Source organism: Vallitalea maricola, assembly GCF_036985595.1.
In the GTDB taxonomy this organism is placed as follows: domain Bacteria; phylum Bacillota; class Clostridia; order Lachnospirales; family Vallitaleaceae; genus Vallitalea; species Vallitalea maricola.
In genome coordinates this window covers 1-17,851 of the sequence record NZ_BTPU01000065.1, presented here as the reverse complement: position 1 = coordinate 17,851, position 17,851 = coordinate 1, and the positions used below count along the sequence as shown (strand labels likewise).

17 protein-coding genes are annotated in these 17,851 nt (G+C 29.3%); 1 reads left to right on the top strand and 16 read right to left on the bottom strand.

The window, feature by feature from the left end; translation table 11 throughout:
* Positions 1–126 precede the first annotated feature (126 nt).
* From AACQ14_RS17615 to AACQ14_RS17585, 7 genes are all read right to left on the bottom strand, one after another.
* The gene (locus AACQ14_RS17615; protein ID WP_339364902.1) at positions 127–852 is read right to left on the bottom strand and encodes an MgtC/SapB family protein; all 726 of its coding nucleotides are present in this window, start codon (positions 850–852) and stop codon (positions 127–129) included.
* 155 nt (positions 853–1,007) lie between these two features.
* Positions 1,008–2,408 (bottom strand): sensor histidine kinase, encoded by a 1,401-nt coding sequence (locus AACQ14_RS17610; protein WP_339364901.1) that lies wholly within the window; start codon positions 2,406–2,408, stop codon positions 1,008–1,010.
* On the bottom strand, positions 2,398–3,069 hold the full coding sequence (locus AACQ14_RS17605; RefSeq protein WP_339364900.1) for a response regulator transcription factor: 672 nt from the start codon (positions 3,067–3,069) through the stop codon (positions 2,398–2,400). Before AACQ14_RS17605 ends, AACQ14_RS17610 begins: the two co-directional genes overlap by 11 nt.
* A 125-nt stretch (positions 3,070–3,194) precedes the next feature.
* On the bottom strand, positions 3,195–4,013 hold the full coding sequence (locus AACQ14_RS17600) for a hypothetical protein (protein WP_339364899.1): 819 nt from the start codon (positions 4,011–4,013) through the stop codon (positions 3,195–3,197).
* Positions 4,014–4,172: 159 nt separating this feature from the next.
* On the bottom strand, positions 4,173–5,279 hold the full coding sequence (locus AACQ14_RS17595; RefSeq protein WP_339364898.1) for a class II fructose-bisphosphate aldolase: 1,107 nt from the start codon (positions 5,277–5,279) through the stop codon (positions 4,173–4,175).
* Between the two features lie 18 nt (positions 5,280–5,297).
* The gene (locus AACQ14_RS17590; RefSeq protein ID WP_339364897.1) at positions 5,298–6,722 is read right to left on the bottom strand and encodes a hypothetical protein; all 1,425 of its coding nucleotides are present in this window, start codon (positions 6,720–6,722) and stop codon (positions 5,298–5,300) included.
* Between the two features lie 201 nt (positions 6,723–6,923).
* Entirely contained in the window at positions 6,924–7,715 is a 792-nt protein-coding gene (locus tag AACQ14_RS17585) for an alpha/beta hydrolase (protein WP_339364896.1), read from the bottom strand.
* A gap of 143 nt (positions 7,716–7,858) precedes the next feature.
* Between AACQ14_RS17585 and AACQ14_RS17580 the strand changes: the two genes are divergently transcribed.
* Positions 7,859–8,734 (top strand): AraC family transcriptional regulator, encoded by an 876-nt coding sequence (locus tag AACQ14_RS17580; RefSeq protein WP_339364895.1) that lies wholly within the window; start codon positions 7,859–7,861, stop codon positions 8,732–8,734.
* Between the two features lie 59 nt (positions 8,735–8,793).
* Here AACQ14_RS17580 and AACQ14_RS17575 read toward each other — a convergent pair whose 3' ends face one another.
* From AACQ14_RS17575 to AACQ14_RS17535, 9 genes are all read right to left on the bottom strand, one after another.
* Positions 8,794–10,002, bottom strand: a complete 1,209-nt coding sequence (locus tag AACQ14_RS17575; protein WP_339364894.1) for an ROK family transcriptional regulator — start codon at positions 10,000–10,002, stop codon at positions 8,794–8,796.
* 90 nt (positions 10,003–10,092) lie between these two features.
* On the bottom strand, positions 10,093–10,632 hold the full coding sequence (locus AACQ14_RS17570) for a 2'-5' RNA ligase family protein (protein ID WP_339364893.1): 540 nt from the start codon (positions 10,630–10,632) through the stop codon (positions 10,093–10,095).
* Between the two features lie 12 nt (positions 10,633–10,644).
* The gene (locus AACQ14_RS17565) at positions 10,645–11,295 is read right to left on the bottom strand and encodes a zinc dependent phospholipase C family protein (RefSeq protein WP_339364892.1); all 651 of its coding nucleotides are present in this window, start codon (positions 11,293–11,295) and stop codon (positions 10,645–10,647) included.
* An 83-nt stretch (positions 11,296–11,378) separates the two neighbouring features.
* Positions 11,379–12,053 (bottom strand): hypothetical protein, encoded by a 675-nt coding sequence (locus AACQ14_RS17560; protein ID WP_339364891.1) that lies wholly within the window; start codon positions 12,051–12,053, stop codon positions 11,379–11,381.
* A 52-nt stretch (positions 12,054–12,105) separates the two neighbouring features.
* On the bottom strand, positions 12,106–12,600 hold the full coding sequence (locus AACQ14_RS17555; protein ID WP_339364890.1) for a hypothetical protein: 495 nt from the start codon (positions 12,598–12,600) through the stop codon (positions 12,106–12,108).
* Positions 12,601–12,645: 45 nt separating this feature from the next.
* Positions 12,646–13,317, bottom strand: a complete 672-nt coding sequence (locus tag AACQ14_RS17550; RefSeq protein ID WP_339364889.1) for a non-canonical purine NTP pyrophosphatase — start codon at positions 13,315–13,317, stop codon at positions 12,646–12,648.
* Between the two features lie 218 nt (positions 13,318–13,535).
* Positions 13,536–15,386, bottom strand: a complete 1,851-nt coding sequence (locus tag AACQ14_RS17545; RefSeq protein WP_339364888.1) for an ABC transporter ATP-binding protein — start codon at positions 15,384–15,386, stop codon at positions 13,536–13,538.
* Positions 15,383–17,110 (bottom strand): ABC transporter ATP-binding protein, encoded by a 1,728-nt coding sequence (locus AACQ14_RS17540; protein WP_339364887.1) that lies wholly within the window; start codon positions 17,108–17,110, stop codon positions 15,383–15,385. The genes AACQ14_RS17545 and AACQ14_RS17540 overlap by 4 nt, the downstream gene beginning before the upstream one ends.
* 30 nt (positions 17,111–17,140) lie before the next feature.
* Entirely contained in the window at positions 17,141–17,563 is a 423-nt protein-coding gene (locus tag AACQ14_RS17535) for a MarR family winged helix-turn-helix transcriptional regulator (RefSeq protein WP_339364886.1), read from the bottom strand.
* Between the last annotated feature and the right edge of the window lie 288 nt (positions 17,564–17,851).

Sequence of the window (17,851 nt, the reverse complement as noted above, 5' to 3'; positions counted from 1 at the left end):
CGAAACGTCCCCTAGTCATATGGATAAAAAAAAGACAGACCCAAATATATGAGTCTATCAATAAGTATTGATTAATTATTCTATTTATGTATTTCAGTCAAACCAATAAGCAAAATACCATGTAGGTTATATAATCTTTACCTGTTTAATATTCTTTTTCCTGCATAGATCTTGAACTATTTTTGTGCAATTAACATATTTAGGTACATCAATGCTGTAAATTGAATGTCTAATGATTTCTACTTCACTAGTAGCAGCTGTTTCATCTAAATCGGATTCTTCACTTAAGAATTTAATTTTTCTTACTTTGATATTCTTCATGTTGAAGTATTTTTGGATACCTTTCATAAATTCCTTATCCCCTGTATATTGTATATCCAAGGAAATAGTTGTTACTTTGTCAATAAATTTGTCTTCTACTTTCTTAAGTATAACTAATGAAATAAATACTCCAATAGTAGATGCAGCAGTAATTACATACATCCCAAGACCTATTGCAAGACCTATACAAGCAACTACCCATATAGAAGCAGCAGTTGTTAATCCTTTTACTAGTCCTTTTTCACGGATTATAGTTCCAGCACCAAGGAAACCTACACCGGTTATAACTTGTGCTCCCATTCTACCGATATCAGCTTTCAGAGCATTAGCCAACTCCGGTTTTTCCTGAATTAGAGCTATTGTTCTTTCCACTGATTCAATTTGAATAATAGATACTACAGCAGCACCTACACATACAAGTATGTGCGTCCTAAAACCAGCTGGTCTATTGGTTATCTGCCGTTCATAACCTATTAATCCACCTACTAGAATAGCTATAACTATCCTAATAATCACTTCATATTCTTCCATCTGTCCACCCTTTTCCAATATATATTAATATAATTATATGATATTAAACTTAAAAGCTTCCTTCAATTTTGAAAGAAGCTTCTTAAGTATTTATATATTTATTATATATATTATATACGATTTTATTTTTTTTTCAAGTAAAATCTTTAATATGTCTACAATTTCCACTGAATCTTGAATGCAACACCTTTTGTTTCATTATAAGCCACTATACTTGCACCATTGATATCCAATAATCTTTTGACGATATACAACCCTAGACCGCTTTGTCCATTTTTACCTTTTTTGAACATTATAAATATATCATTGCTATCTTGAATATGCTCACCATCATTGTAAAAGCGAAGGTCAACACTATCTTTATCCTTTTCAAGAGATATATTTATTATTGAATCAGCATATCTTATTTGATTACTAAGAATATTCTCCACTACTATTTTCATTTGATTGAAATCAGCATTAATATATACATTGTCCATTTTAATTTCTGTTTGGAAATTTTCAAGCTTCATACTCATATTATTGATAACTTCTTCAACAACTTCTTTTAAATTTATTTTATCTTTATTCTTTAGCTCACTCTCAAAATAATCTAATCTCTGAATATATAATAAGTTATAAACCAATTTTTGTAATCTGCAACATTCATCATCAATTATTTCTAATGATGATTCTGGTGTTCCTTTTGGATACAAACCCTTTTTTAATGCATCTACATAACTCTGGATAATCATTATTGGGGTTTTCAATTCGTGTGAAATGGAATGAAGTTTCATTTTCTGTTCTTCATCGTATTTTAATAACTCTTTTCTCATTTCTTCAACTGTACTCGCCAAAAAACCTATTTCATCGTTTCTTTTAATGGTAATAGGTGAATCAAATTTCCTCTTTGAAATTTCTTTTACTGAGTTACTTAGGTTAATTATTGGCCGAGTTAGATGTCTAGACAAGAAAAAGAAAATAATCAAAATAGCAATAATCGTCAATAATAAACCGATACCCATTTGATTAAATAAATTCTTTTCAAGGGAATCATCCAGAGGTTCCCACCTAAGGGCAACTCTATACAATGTATTGTTTATTCTAGTAATTTTAGGTTTATCAAAAAGTTTAGGTACTACATATAATTTATTTGAATAGCTCAGTTCATATTTAGTAATAACATAAAATAATTTTCTCCCATTAACATCAATATAATATCTTCTAGATTCGTCTTGTTGATTATTAATATTATTCTCAATATTTTTAATAATATCTTCTGTCAATTCACTTGTTATCAAATTAGTTCTTCTAGCTTCTTTCCGTGTAAATTGACCATTTATCTTTGTCCAAAAAAGCTGTTCTATGCTTCTATTATCTTCGCTGTCATTAATAAATTTTTCTATATCTGTAATCTTTTGATTATTATCTATATTATCTTCAAGAACTCTATAAATATCTTCATGGTAATAATTATTAAAAGCTCCTACTAATAAAAAATAGGTGATTACTGCAAAAAAGATTATCACTCCCAAAAAAGCTAACATTAATTTTGAGTTAATAGATTTAATTTTCAATTTCGCACCACCTATAACCATAACCATAAATAGTCTCTATTCTTATATGAGGTAATTTTTTCCTTACTCTTCTAACAAGGTCATCAACTACTCTGTCACTTCCATAATAATCTTCTCCCCATACTTTATTGAGAAGGTAGTCTCTAGACATTGCATTATTTTTATTCTCTATTATAGTACATAAAAAATCAAATTCTCTTGAAGTCAGTTCAATATTTTTTTCTCCTCTGTAAACCATTCTTTTGTTAAAATCTATTTTATATTTATTATTGATTAGTATGTTATTGTTTCCTTCTTTTTTATAAACTCTTTTTAGAAGTTTCCTTGTTCTTATAACAAGTTCCATTGGCAGAAATGGCTTGGATATGTAATCATCGCTACCCATTTGTAAACCAGTGATTATATCTAAATCTGTATCTCTAGCAGATATAAAGATAACGGGAATATTTTCATTATGTTTTTTTATTCTTTTAATAAGCTCGTATCCATCAAGATCAGGAAGCATTATATCAAGAATCCACAAATGCATATCTTCTTCTATACATTTTTCTGCATCCAAACCACAAGTAAAGCTTTTTACTTCATAACCTTCATTCTTTAAATAAAATACTAAAATATCATTCAGATTCTGTTCATCTTCAACTAAATATATCTTAAACATTATGAATTCTCCCTTTCATAATTTTAATAACTTTTTTTAATCACTTATTGAAAGGATGAATAATTGATAATTATTCATCCTTCATTTATATTATATATAAAAATTATTTTATATTAAAGGGAAATTTATAAACTTTTTTCTTCTTGTGTTGAAGAATCATTATTAATAATATCTTTATCTTCTAAGATACTTTTATCTTTTCTTGCTTTTCTTCCTTTTAAATCAAATGCTTCACCATTTTCAACTTTTTCAATAATTTCTTGTATTCTTTCTTTAGCAGAGTTATATTGTTCTTCAGTTATTTCTTCGTTATTCATTTTTTCTTCAAGTCCTGCTAGTTTTTCATTTAATTTTTCCAGCATTTCTTCTTGGGATAAAGCATGTTTCATAAATCCTTTTCCTTTACCCATCTTAGGCATTTCACCATTTTCAACAGCTTCAATTGTCTTTGTTATCTTCTCTTTTATTTTGTCATATTCATCTTGTTCAATCTTACCATCATTTAATTTTGTTTCTAATCCTGCTAATTGCTCATTCAATTTTTCTAACATTTCTTCTTGAGATAAAGCTTTTACATGTCCTAAAAATTTTCCTTTACCCAATTCTGGCATTTCACCATTTTCAATAGCTTCGATTATTTTTGTATATCTTTCCTTTATTTCATTATATTTTTCTTCTTCAATATTTCCATCTTCATATTTTTGTTCTAATTGCGCTAATACTTCATTTATCTTGGCTAAGTGTTCTTCTTTTGTAAATGGTTTAGCCTGTTTATCAAGTCTAAACTTAACAATCTTATCTTTATTCTGGGAATCTTTTTCAATCGTTTGTGCAGCCTCCACTGAAACGTTTACATCTTGATCTGTTTCACTTGCCATAGTCGGCACCATCAAATTTGCTGATAATATAACGCCTAATCCTAATATTACTATTTTCTTTATCATTTCTATGACCTCCTAATAATTATTTTAACTCCAAATTAATCGATCGAATTTAATTTTGGTCTATAGTTAAAAGGTTTGTTTTAACTATGTGATTAGTATAGCCATAGAATGTAGGAGAATTATCATAAAAATATGTGAAATTATGTGAAAAGAGTTTTATTAAAATAATTCAGAAGTACCAACTTGACCATATTTAACAATCAATTGTCCTACTATCTCTTTAACACCTTTCTCAACACATTCCAATATATCATTCTCTTCAGTAGTTTTACCTGTTCCAGAAATTACGCTATCATACATTGGATATAAATAAACTCTCTCGTCAATTAATTCTGGTCTATCTTCTATAATTTTCTTGATTTGTCCAACTCTAGAATTATCATCTATATTTTTATTATTTTTAAAATACTCTCTAATATATCTCGTAATCGCTAATCTGATATCTGTTCCTACATTTACTTTAGCTATTCCGTAAGGAACCACTTCCAATACTTGCTCAATAGGAATACCATGTGCATTTTTTAGTTTCCCGTCTAATTTATTAATTCCTTCTACTAAGTATTTAGGAACAGTTGAAGAACCATGAGAAACTAAAGATCCTTTGATATTTTTGAATTTCATATTTTCATATGATGCTATAGCAATTTCTTTACTGATTACAACATCTTTACCTTTTGCAGCTCCATGACTAGTACCATAAGATATAGCTAAACAGTCAACACCTGTTTTCTCAAAGAATTCACATACTTTATTAGGGTCTGTATATAATGAACCACTATGATTAGCATTATCTTCTCTACCTGCTAATACACCAAGTTCCCCTTCAACTGTGACTCCTTTTTTATGTGCATAGTCAGCTATTTCTTTTGTAAGAGCAATGTTCTCTTCAAATGGAAGATATGAACCATCAATCATGACTGATGTAAAACCTTCGTCAATACAAGCTTTCACAAGTTCTTTATCATGACCATGATCCAAGTGTAAAACTACAGGTATATCAGTTTTTTTAGCAGCTTCTTTTACTTTTTCAGTAATAATTTTAATACCTTCAATCTTTTCTTCTAATGTAGCATTAAGAAAATCTTCTCTACCTGCTATAAAACCTGTAGCAAATTCTATTATCTGTAATATAACAGGTGATCTGAATGTTTCATGAATTTCAATTGCTGCTTTCACTTCATTGGTAGTATGTACATTGAATGCTCCATACGCAAATTTTCCTTCTAAAGCTTTATCAAGTAATAATTTCATAGGTACTAATGACATTATTTCTTCCTCCTTATATTATCTTTGTAAAAAATGTTCATAAGTTACTTTTTCCATTGGTTTAATACCAAGCCATGCGGCTACTTCCATCATTTCATCACCTAAATCATTAAAGACTAAGGCGTAATGATGTGGTTGATGCTTTACCATAATGGTTTCTACCAAATCTCTGACTTCAATTGGTTTTGTGTTAAGTTTCAAGTTGGACATCCATCCTCTTGAACCATCAAAACTTGGTTTTTCTGGATGATTAAATTCACCTGTAAGAAGAAACATCTCTTCACCATCTTTAGTAAATCTTGCAGCCGTCCCTTTTTGTTTGGCAAAAATCATATCTGCAACAGGAGCGTTTTCTTTTAGCCCCTCTCCAGACCAAGGTCCTGGATTACAGTGAGAAGCTAATTTTACTTCTCCATTGTAAGCTACATTATTACATCCCAGCCCACAATGCCAGAATAATACACTTTCATCCTGCTCGTCAAAATCAGATAAATCCATAAGTAATGAAGGTTTATCATTCATATATCTCATCATCATCATGGTAATAAGCCCATATACATCACCTTCACAAGCTGTGGTAAAATACAGTTGATTAAGTCTTCCTATTGCTGCACATGAAACCATATCAAGTTCTATTCTGAATTTTGGCCAGCAGCTAAGTGCAATGCCATCGTATCCATTTTCTTCTTTGAAATCTACAACAGCTTTAATCAAACGTGCGTTTTTATTTATTTTCTCTTTTGCTAAAGTATTGCAGCTGCAACTATCTTGTAATATTTGTTCCATGATATCTTGTACATCTTCATCTTTATAAGATAACATTCTATGTTTTATCTCTGAAAATTCATGATTTCTATATAGTTTTACTCCAAATCTACTCTGAAGTTTTCTTTCATCAAAATATTGGTTGTCAAATCCATTAGCAATACCACCAATTAGAGCAATCTTTGTGTTTTTTATATTTTTTATAGCTGTAAGAGCCTTTATTGTTATTGTAAATCTTTTCTGGAATAAATCATCGTTCATATAACCATAGAACCATTTGAATGGTAAATCATATTCTTTAAGATACTGCCCGATGATACTTGCATTCATGTTCATTGCACAGAAAGAGTTAATTGGTAATGGACCAGATGCAGTTGGTTCCTTGACTGCCCACAAACCAATAGGTATATTTAATTTTGTTAAGATTGGAATAATTGTTCCTGAATTAAACGCACTACTTTGAATCATAATAAAATCGATTTTTTCCTTATCTAAAAAAGTGTATGCTTCTTCAGCTTCTTGGTCAGTATATATTCCATCTTCTACACATATAACATCAAAATTCATTTCTTCACTTAGTTTTTTCATTTCCTGCTTTGAACGATTATAAATACCTACTTTGTCGCCTGTGAAATTCTTGTGCATTAATCCTACAAGACCAATTTTTAATCTTTTCATGTCATACCTTCTTTCTTTTTTCATAATTTCAGTCTGAAATTATTTACCCAATAATAAAAAGTGAGTAAATCACTTTTAAATTATTATATAATACATCTTTTTACCAATTAAATTTCAGTCTGAAATTAACCTATTTTTATTTTATATCCTTATTTTAGTTTTGTCAAGATGATGTATCATTTATATATCTTCAATTTAATATTAACTTCCATAATACTTTAAGTATTTCTCCAAATTTGATTTTATATAGTCAGCACTATGATTACCAGGGAATATATGATTCCTAGAGTTTATGCCTTTGTCTTGTAATATTTTATGTAAAATTAAACAGCCTTCATAAAATCTACCTTCATCTTTTTCTCCAGCATCAAGATAAATCTCAATATCACAAGAAATGTTATTGTTCCTAGCAATAAGTATTGGATTATACTTATTCCATACATCCCTATTTTCATAATAAGGCTTGTCTTCATCTTCAAGTTCTAACTCTAGAGCAGGCATATGACCTCCTACTTTTGAAAACATATACTGATGTCGAAATGTACTATGAAGTGCTATATATCCTCCAGCAGATAATCCTCCTATGTATCTTCCTTTTCTATCTTTTATAGTATTAAAAGTATTATCTAGCATAGGTATTATCTCTTTAACGAAATAGTCTTCATACATTCCTAAATTTATAATTCTATTATTATGTCCATATTCATGTATTTCCTTACAAATTAATGATGAATTCAATCCCCTACTGTTTTCAATTCTTGGACATACAATTATCATGGGCTTAATTTCCCCATCTTTTATCATTTGATCAGCTATTTTATTTATATTCAATTCAAACATTATATCTTCATTTCCACTTCTTCCATGCAAAAAATATAATACAGGCAGAGGAGTTGAAGAATTATAGCTTTCAGGTAAATACACCAACATTGCCATTTCTTTACCTAATATCTCACTATAAAAATTTACTTTTTTGACTTTTGACCTATTCATTTCTGTACACCTCATTTTGATTTTTTAACTAGAATTATTATATTTACAATATAACTTACATGTATTATAATAATAATATTTATAATATGACACAAGAATTGTATTGCTGAGTTTTAGCACAATTTTGACATGAGGATAACGATATGAAGGATTTTAAAACTTATTATTATAGAAAAATGCCTAATCCTAATTTGGGTATAGATATATTTCTTGCAGAAACCTTCAACAAAGGAAGAAAATTCAATGCACATTGGCATGAAAATATGCAGCTGTATTTTTTTACTGAAGGTGAAGCTATAGTAGAATGTAGTAATAATCAGTACAATACAACTACTGATAGCATTGTTGTCATTAACAATAATGAACTCCATTCCCTTGAAAGTTTAAGCGATAATCTTAAATTCTATATAATCAGTATTGATTTTTCATTCCTGTTTAGTAATCAAGTTGATTTATGTCAAGCAAAATTCCTCTCGCCGCTATCCCAAAATCAAATATCTTTTCAAAATTTGATTGAAAATGACGATGAAATATTAAAATATGTTAACAAGACAATACAAGAGTATCTTTCAAGGGAAATGGGATATGAACTTGCTGTAAAGTCTTCTGTTTATCAATTGATTGTCCTACTATTAAGAAACTACATTAGTAGATTTTTAACTAAGAAAGAACTAATTTCTAAAGTAACTAATTTGAAACGTTTTAAATTGATTTTTACATATATAGATGATAACTATCAAAGTAAAATATATACTGAAGACCTAGCCAAAATTTTAAATATCAGTACCTATCATTTTTGTAGAATTTTCAAACAAATGACAGGTAAGACTCCTACCGATTATGTTAATGGAATAAGACTGGATAAGGCTGTTTATTATTTAAATAAAAGTCAATTGAACATAACTGAAATAGCATTAAAATGTGGATTTGACAGTATCAATTATTTTAGTCGTTTATTCAAGAAGCATTATAATTTTTCACCTACAAAATTCAGAGAGAAGAATTCAAATAATTTATAATTTATAAGCCCAATGTTAGGCAATTCTATACTAGTGATTAACCTCTGAATATTAAAATTCTATACATTCTTAAAATATGCTTTATATACTAATGCCGCCGCTCCAATTTCATATACATAATCCATTTGCTCTCTTTTTTTGAACTTGATATCTCCAATGAGATCAGTGAATACTTCCTGCTTAGTCTTATCTATCACTTGGTCAAACATAAAATCATTATCAAATAATTCACCTGATAAAACTATAATTTCTGGGTTAAGTATTCCCATAAGATTAGACAAACCAATACTAAGTATGGTTGTGGCTTGGTCCAATACTTCCTTACAATATCTATCTTCATTATAGAATTCACATATCATACTATAATTCAGTTTACTTCTATTTCCTTTTATGAAATCTTTTATAGGTGATGTGTCAACTTCTGATATTTTCTCATTTAAAATCTTTTCTATCCCTTCAGTTGAACAATATGCTTCTACACAACCATATCTTCCACAATTACATTCTCTACCATTAACAGCTACAGTCATATGTCCAAATTCACCAGTAATATTATTTTTTCCTCTTAGAATATTACCATCAACAATAATTCCACTTCCAATACCTTCACCACAGACAATATAAGCTATGTCTTTATACCCTCTACCATAGCCATACCAATATTCACCTAAAGCTCTTGTGTTTGGATTATTATCAACAAAAGTTTGAATATTAAGCTCTTTTTCTAAAAAAGCCTTCAAAGGGATATTTCTAATATTAAGATGTGGATTAAAATTATGTAGTATACCCTTATCATAGTCAACAACTCCTGAAGAACCTATGCCTATTCCAATTACATGCTTTATTGATATTTTTGATTCATCAATTAAACTATGAATCATATCAAGTATGGTTTCTAAAAACTCTTTTGCTGTTTTCACATTATTAATAGAAACCTTTTTGCTGATTAATATATTTTTATCCAAATCTATTATTGATGCTCTAATATTATTTCTATATATATTCATCCCCATACAGCATAAAGCAGATTTTCTTAGCTTAAGATAAATAGGTTTTCGCCCTGCATGAGTTTCAACCATACCACTTTCTTGAACTATTTTTTCCTCTACCAACTGCTTAACTATTCTTGTTATTGTAGGTCTGGAAATGTTTGTACCATTAAAAATATCTATACGAGTAACAGGAGCATTCTTTCTAATATAGTCAATAATCTGTATCCTATTTTTTTGTCTAAGAGCTGATGTACCTTTTATATTTTTATTTATCATTGTATCAATCCTTTACTACTATATAAGCATAGCTCAATTATTTCACTCTGAAATTAATTTTACATATATCTATTTGTTTTGTCAAATAATTTATAATTCTATCACTTCTAAATATTTACTTGGAAAGAATTCCACTAATGAAACCCTTGTAATTTTTGCTTTGAATGGCTTGAATGTATTTCTTAATAATTCTATCCCTTTCATTTGATTATTGTTAGTAGTATTAATAGTCATAGTACAATGAGGTATCCAAACATCTGGTTTATAATAATCATTAAACCTTGCATCATATCCATTATCACATACTTCATTATAAAATCCCTTATGATACTCCAATAACTGTTGAGATACCTTTGGTGCTATAAAACCAACTCCTTCATTGGTAGGAAATAGACCCAGATAAGAAAAAATCACCTCAAATGGTTCTATCCTACTAAAATAATCATTCATAATATTTTTAAGCCGACTAATATCTTTAGTCTTTTCATCAAAAACAGCAAACGCTATATGTGGGTGTGCACCATTTTTATACATGTATGAACTAATATTATTCTGACATAATAGTCTCCAATATTCAATTAACTTATCTTCACTTTTTTTATCAAAATTAACTTCGATTGCATATCCCATAATATCCTCCATTCAATAAGCTCTATCTTCGCCATACAACATATTTTTTATGTACTCAGATTCCTCATCAATAAATTTTTGCATTCCAGAAAGTGTTACATATTCATTCGTTGATATATCAATAGACTTCCTATTCTCAAATTGTTCCTTACTCAGAGATTGTTTCATCTGATTTATTTCTACTGCTCTAACAATATCTTGTATATCAAATGCTGTAGCATCCTCCAACATAGTCCATATTACCTTTCTTTGTGGAAGTAAATATAATTCATAATCAATACCATAAGATTCTTGATGATATATACTACAAACTCCTTTGTTGTTTTTCTCTCTAAATGGTGTCCATATTTTTATATTATTTTGAATGTCTGCTAATATATGACAGCAAAACCCATATATAAAATCAGCGTTCTGTGAGTCTTTATTATTTTTCAAAAAACTAAGCACATTATCTATCCACTCATCATTATTAGTTACTCTTCCCCATTTTTCATTACCAATACACAGATGACTATTGAATTTCATATCACTATCGTAATTATTTCGAAAGTGCACTGAATCTGGAGCAATAGCTCCTAGCAGAAAATCATTAGGTTTCTTAATCTGAGGTGTCTGTTGTATTATGTTATATGCAATATACAAATGCGTCATTGCAAAAGGCATATTATTCCTCCTCGCTTAAATTTGATAATTAAAAATTAATAACTAAGTATATATTATATTAGATAGGATAGTAATATAATTTATTATCTGTTAGATCTATTTTTTTCCAATACCCAATTAGCTATTCTTTGCCCTTCTCCGAGATTTTCACGCATATAATAAAACACAGTTCCCCATGATACTTCAATACTATGAGCAATCATATAATATTTATCTCCCCAACTAGTATCTTCCATACAAATAGCTAAACCTTCTGAATCTTTAATGTTAGTAACTTCCCCTAATTTATAAATTTCATTCTCAGTAGCAATTCTAAATGAATCAGCTGTAAAATGATTAGGACAGCAAATAAATTCAACATCTAGAAATTTTACTTCTACATCATGATAATAGTCGCTGTCAAAACTTCCTGCCAATGTTAAGCTAAACATATCTTGATTTATTATATAAAAATCATTGATGTTAGTATTACTAAGCTTTTCATTAAAATTTTTCAATACTGATTTTGTATCACGGAATAATACCTCTTTTGCCCTCTTATAGCAATTTTCTATATCAGACTGTGTCCATTTACCATTCACTAAAACTTTAATTTCTTCCACAATCTTTAATAAGCCATTTTTTATTTCCGTTTCTTCTAATTCATCTAAAATAAAATGAATTTTATTTATATAAGTTAGTATGGTAGAGCTTTTTTCGCTATTTGCACTTAAATGGTCAAAATATGATTCTATTTTTAACAAACTAAAATCTACCATAAATATTTCTCCTTTTCAATTACTACTATTATCTTTGAGTATTTTATAACATTTACTTACCATCTATTTCCACTTTCTCTAATCTACTGTGTTTAATTTTCTCAAATATGAATCCTGCAAAGAATGTAATAACTAATAATATTGTCCCAATAATATTCATTGCCAGTATTGATGTCTGTGTAATAACATTTGGAAGTTTTTCCAACATAATTCCAAATCTAGCAGTAATAGGACTTAAAGGTGAAACATACATTTGAGATATACTAGCCAAAAACATACTTCTTTTTTCATCACCTAATAAAATAAACTGCCAATAATACAGTAATAAGCTTAAAACACATAATATATTACCATAAATTAACGCATATACATTCTTAATTGAACTCTTTGAAAACTGGATTCCTACCCAAAACCAATATATAAGTAAAACAAATGGCATTAAACTATAAGTTAATGTACCTACTCCAGGAACTAAAAAAACTAAATTGGTTAGATATCCAAACACAAATGGAATGAATATTAATATTATTAATCTCTTATCTCTCATAAACTTTTCTCCCAATAATTCTATCATTATATTTTATACTTAAGTTTAATCTAATAATTTCAAAGTCTTAATGAAGAACCTCCTAAATCCACTTATAACCCCTAGATTATCATCCTCTCCCTCCTCCAAATCATAATAATACTTCATACTTTTCATATCAACAGACAACGAATCAAGGGGAAAACCTTTACGAAAAACATCATGAGGTCTATCTACCATATAAAACTTCTCCGAATTCAAATCCTCACCATCATATCTATAAACAGTATTTTCATTCATAACCAAACAAATTGAATTCTTATAATATGCCCTTAAACGTCCCCCATATTTCCTAGCTAAATCACTATAATAAGCTTGCATCTCTAAATCTGTTAAAACCCTACCATTCACTCGTTTGATATAAACCCCAGGTTGATCCTTCTCATCAACATTATCAAAAAACAATCCCGAATCACATGAAAATACTGGTCTCTTTAATTGCTTATAATAACTCATTGCTTTAGCAGATGCATTATCCAACGGTTCTTTACCATTCTCCTCTGCTTCTACAATCTCTATATCAAATGAATCAAGATGCATTAAATTAATATCAAGCCCTTCTAACATCTTCACCATACTCAAAAACTTTGAAGGATTATATGTCCCATAAATCAAATCCATACTTACAATCAATCCTCTCACACGCAGTATATTCTTATAACAAGTATATCTATCCACCAAAATCTTGTCAATAATCTGATCAAATTACATCCCTAATTATAATTTTTCACCACCCCACTACCCTAGCCATAAAAAAGGTGTATATAGTTGGTTTAACGCAGACCGACCGCTTCTCAGGGTAAGGCAAGTTAAACCTACTATATACACCTTGCACTAGCCATATTGATTCTACCTCAAAAATAAAATCTCAGGCCATAAAAAAAACCAACTTATCTCTAAACCGCTTCTTCACTTCCAACAAACTGACTATTATAAAGCTCAGCATAAAAGCCATTAAATTCAAGCAATTCCTGATGATTTCCTTTCTCTATAATATCACCATTATTCATTACAAGAATCATATCCGCATCCTTAATCGTAGACAAACGATGGGCAATAACAAAACTAGTTCTTCCCTTCATAAGTGATTCCATAGCTTTTTGAATATATATCTCCGTCCTAGTATCAACACTACTTGTTGCTTCATCAAGTATTAGAATTAATGGATTAGCAAGTATCGCCCTAGCAATAGTCAAAAGCTGTTTCTGTCCTTGGGATATATTATTAGCTTCTTCATTAAGTACAGTATCATACCCCTCTGGAAGGGTTCTAATAAAATGATCCGCATGTGCAGCTTTTGTAGCCCTGATGATTTCTTCCTCACTAGCCCCTTCTTTTCCATAAGCGATATTATCTCTTATGGTTCCTTTGAACAACCATGTATCTTGAAGAACCATACCAAACAGATTTCTAAGATCACTTCTTCTCAAATCATTAATATTGACACCGTCAATACTTATAGTACCATCCTTCAACTCATAGAATCTCATAAGTAAATTAACCAACGTTGTTTTTCCAGCACCAGTAGGACCCACTATAGCCACTGTTTGGCCTTTCTTAACATCAATATTCATATTATTGATAAGAGTAACATCCTCTTTATAACCAAAATCAACCTGGTTAAATCTAACATTTCCCTGTAGATTATCAATTTGTACTGGATTCTTTTTATCTGGTATTTCTTCCTCTTCATCTAATACTTCAAAAACACGCTCAGCTGATGCAATAGTTGACTGAATAATATTAGCAATATTAGCTGTTTGAACAATAGGCTGACCAAATGATCTTGAATATTGAATAAAAGCTTGAATATCACCTAATTGTATAGATTTCTTTATCATCAATATACCACCAGCGATACAAACAAACACATATCCTAGGTTATTAACAAAACTCATCATAGGCATAATGATACCTGATATAAATTGGGCTTTCCAGCCAGCCTCATATAGTTTATCGTTTATTTCTTTAAATTCTTTAATTGATTTTTTCTCATGTCCATAAGCTTTTACAATCTTATGCCCTGTATACATTTCTTCAACATGACCGTTAAGATTACCAATTATTTCTTGCTGACTCTTAAAATATTTCTGTGACTTCTTGGCTATATTCTTAGTAATTATAATACTTAATGGTAATGTGGTAATAGTAATAAGTGTCAACAAAGGGCTTATTGTCAACATCATGACGATAACACCTACTATAGTTATTATAGAAGTGATTAACTGTATAACACTTTGTTGCAAAGTATTACTTATATTATCAATATCATTAGTAACACGGCTTAGTATTTCACCATGTGTACGAGAATCATAATATTTAAGTGGTAACTTGGTAAGCTTCCTACTAACATCTTCACGTATGGTAAAAACTGTTTTTTGAACAACACTTGCCATAGTGAATTGCATAATGAAGCTGAATAAAGAACTTAAAATATACAAAATCCCTAGCACAAGTAGAATATTCCATATAGCATCAAAGTTAACTGATGCATTAGGAACTCCTTTAATGATTTCCATAAAGTCATTGAAAAGTCTTGTTGTAGCCTTTCCCATTATCTTTGGTGCCAAAATAGTGAATATTGTACTACAAATAGCCATTATAACTACGAAGATAAGACTTACTCTTCTAGGCTTTAGATACCCTAATAGTCTTTTTAATGTTCCTTTGAAATTTTTTGCTTTCTCTACAGGCATACTCATGGCATGACCTCTACCCGGTCCTCTTCCTACTCTACCTTTACTCATGCTAATTCCTCCTCTGAAAGCTGTGAAGATACAATCTGTCTATATACATCACTTGAGCTTAGCAATTCTTTATGTGTTCCCATTCCTACAATACGTCCTTCGTCTAGAACTATGATTCTATCTGCATTCATTACAGTAGTCACACGCTGTGCAACAATTATTACAGTATCATAAGAGGTTTCTTTCTTTAGAGCTTGACGAAGTTTCGCATCAGTCTTGAAATCCAAAGCTGAAAAACTATCATCAAAAATATATATTTCAGGTTTTCTGACTAAAGCTCTTGCAATTGACAAACGCTGTTTTTGTCCTCCTGATATATTAGTACCACCTTGAGATATCTCAGAATCATATCCATCTTTCATATCATTTATGAATTCAGTTGCTTGAGCTATCTCACAAGCATGAACTATTTCTTCTTTATTTGCATCCTCTTTTCCAAATCGAATGTTTTGTGTTATTGTTCCACTGAATAATACTGCTTTTTGAGGAACTAAACCAATCTTACTTCGTAGATATTCCTGAGACATTTTTCTAATATCAACATCATCAATTAATATGCTACCTTTGGATACATCATAAAATCTAGATATCAAATTAACTAATGTAGATTTTCCTGAACCAGTTCCACCTATAATAGCAGTAACCTCTCCAGGTTTAGCTTGAAATGATATATCTTCTAATGCTTCACCTTCAGCGTTATTATATCTGAAAGATACATTTTTAAATTCAATATATCCTCTTTTTTCAGTTTTTTCCACTGGATCATTAGGATCATTGATTTCTGGTTGTACATTCAGAACTTCATTAATTCTAATAGCAGATGCAGATGCACGTGGTATCAAGATAAAAATCATGGTTAACATGATTAATGAGAACATTATCTGAGATACATATTGGATAAAGGCCATTAAATCTCCAACCTGCATAGCACCATTATTAATTTTAAAAGAACCGAACCATATAATGAATATAGTAGTAAAGTTAAATAACAGCATTAGTATTGGAGTCAAACATGCCATTAACTTATTAACTTTTATAGCTGTATTAGTTAAATCTTTATTGGCATCATTGAATCTTTTCTTCTCATGATTAATCTTATTAAAAGCTCTAATAACCCTTATACCAGTTAATCTTTCTCTTAGCACTAGATTAAGCTTATCTACCTTGACTTGCATTGATTTGAACATAGGTATACTTTTACTAGCCACCAAACCTATTACAATCCCTAGTATAACAACAACTACTATCATAATTAACGATAGATTAGGGTTTTTGTTAATAGCCATAATAATACCACCTATAGCCATTAGAGGAGCTCTGATGAACATCCTTAATAACATAACAACAAGATTTTGTATCTGTGTAATATCATTGGTTGTTCTAGTTATTAATGAAGCAGTACCTTTTTCATCAAATTCCTTTAAAGAATAATTTTCAATCTTTTCAAAAACCTTATTTCTCAGGTTTCTGGCAAATGCACTTCCAGTCTTTGCTGACAGCATACTTGTCAATATAGAACATAGTCCGCCTAGAGCAGCAATAAGTAACATGAATGCTCCTGTTTTTGCTATATATCCTATGTCCTGCTTAACAATACCTATATCAACTATATCAGACATTAATGTTGGCAAGAATAACTCAGTTAATGTTCTTAAAAATGTAAATATAAGTATAATAATAATTGATAAACTAAAAGGTTTTAAACCTTTAAGTAATTTAATCATATTTTATCTCTCCCTTCATGATGTAATCTTTTATAGCTTATCTAATATTGCTTCCATTTCTTCAAAATTTGAAATAAGCTTTTGGATGTCTTCATCATCTAGTTTTTCTAGTTTTATTCTAATATTTTCTTTCATAACCTTTTTATGTTTATCTAACGTATCTTTCCCTTTTTCAGTTATATACAAGTTAATTATTCGTCTATCTTTTTCATCAGTCTTTCTTTCAATAAGCCCTTCTTCAATTAACCTGTTAGCTACCTTTGTCAAATTTGATTTTGGAATCATTAACCTTTCACAAAAGTATTTCATTGGTTTTCCATTTTCATGCTCTACCATACCAATCAATCTCATTTGATGTAATGAATTTTTGTACTTTATATCTTTAAATAATTTTTTATTAATCAGAGGGAAAAATTTTAATATGCATTGTATCAATCTTTCTCTTTGTGTCATATATACCTTCCTTTCAATTATTTTAAAACCTACATAGTTATTATACGTAAATATAACGTAATTGTTATACTTTATAATAATTGCAAAATATAATAGTTATACAATACAATAGTTGTATAGTAAAATAGTTGTAATGTATAACTATTTTATATTAAAAAAATATAGATGTCAATAATTATTTTTATAAAGTGTAGACTTATTTTTTAGCTAATAGTTTTAATAGTCATGAACATAGAAATATCTATCCTTATAAGAGTTACCTATATTTTATAAGGATAGATATTATTT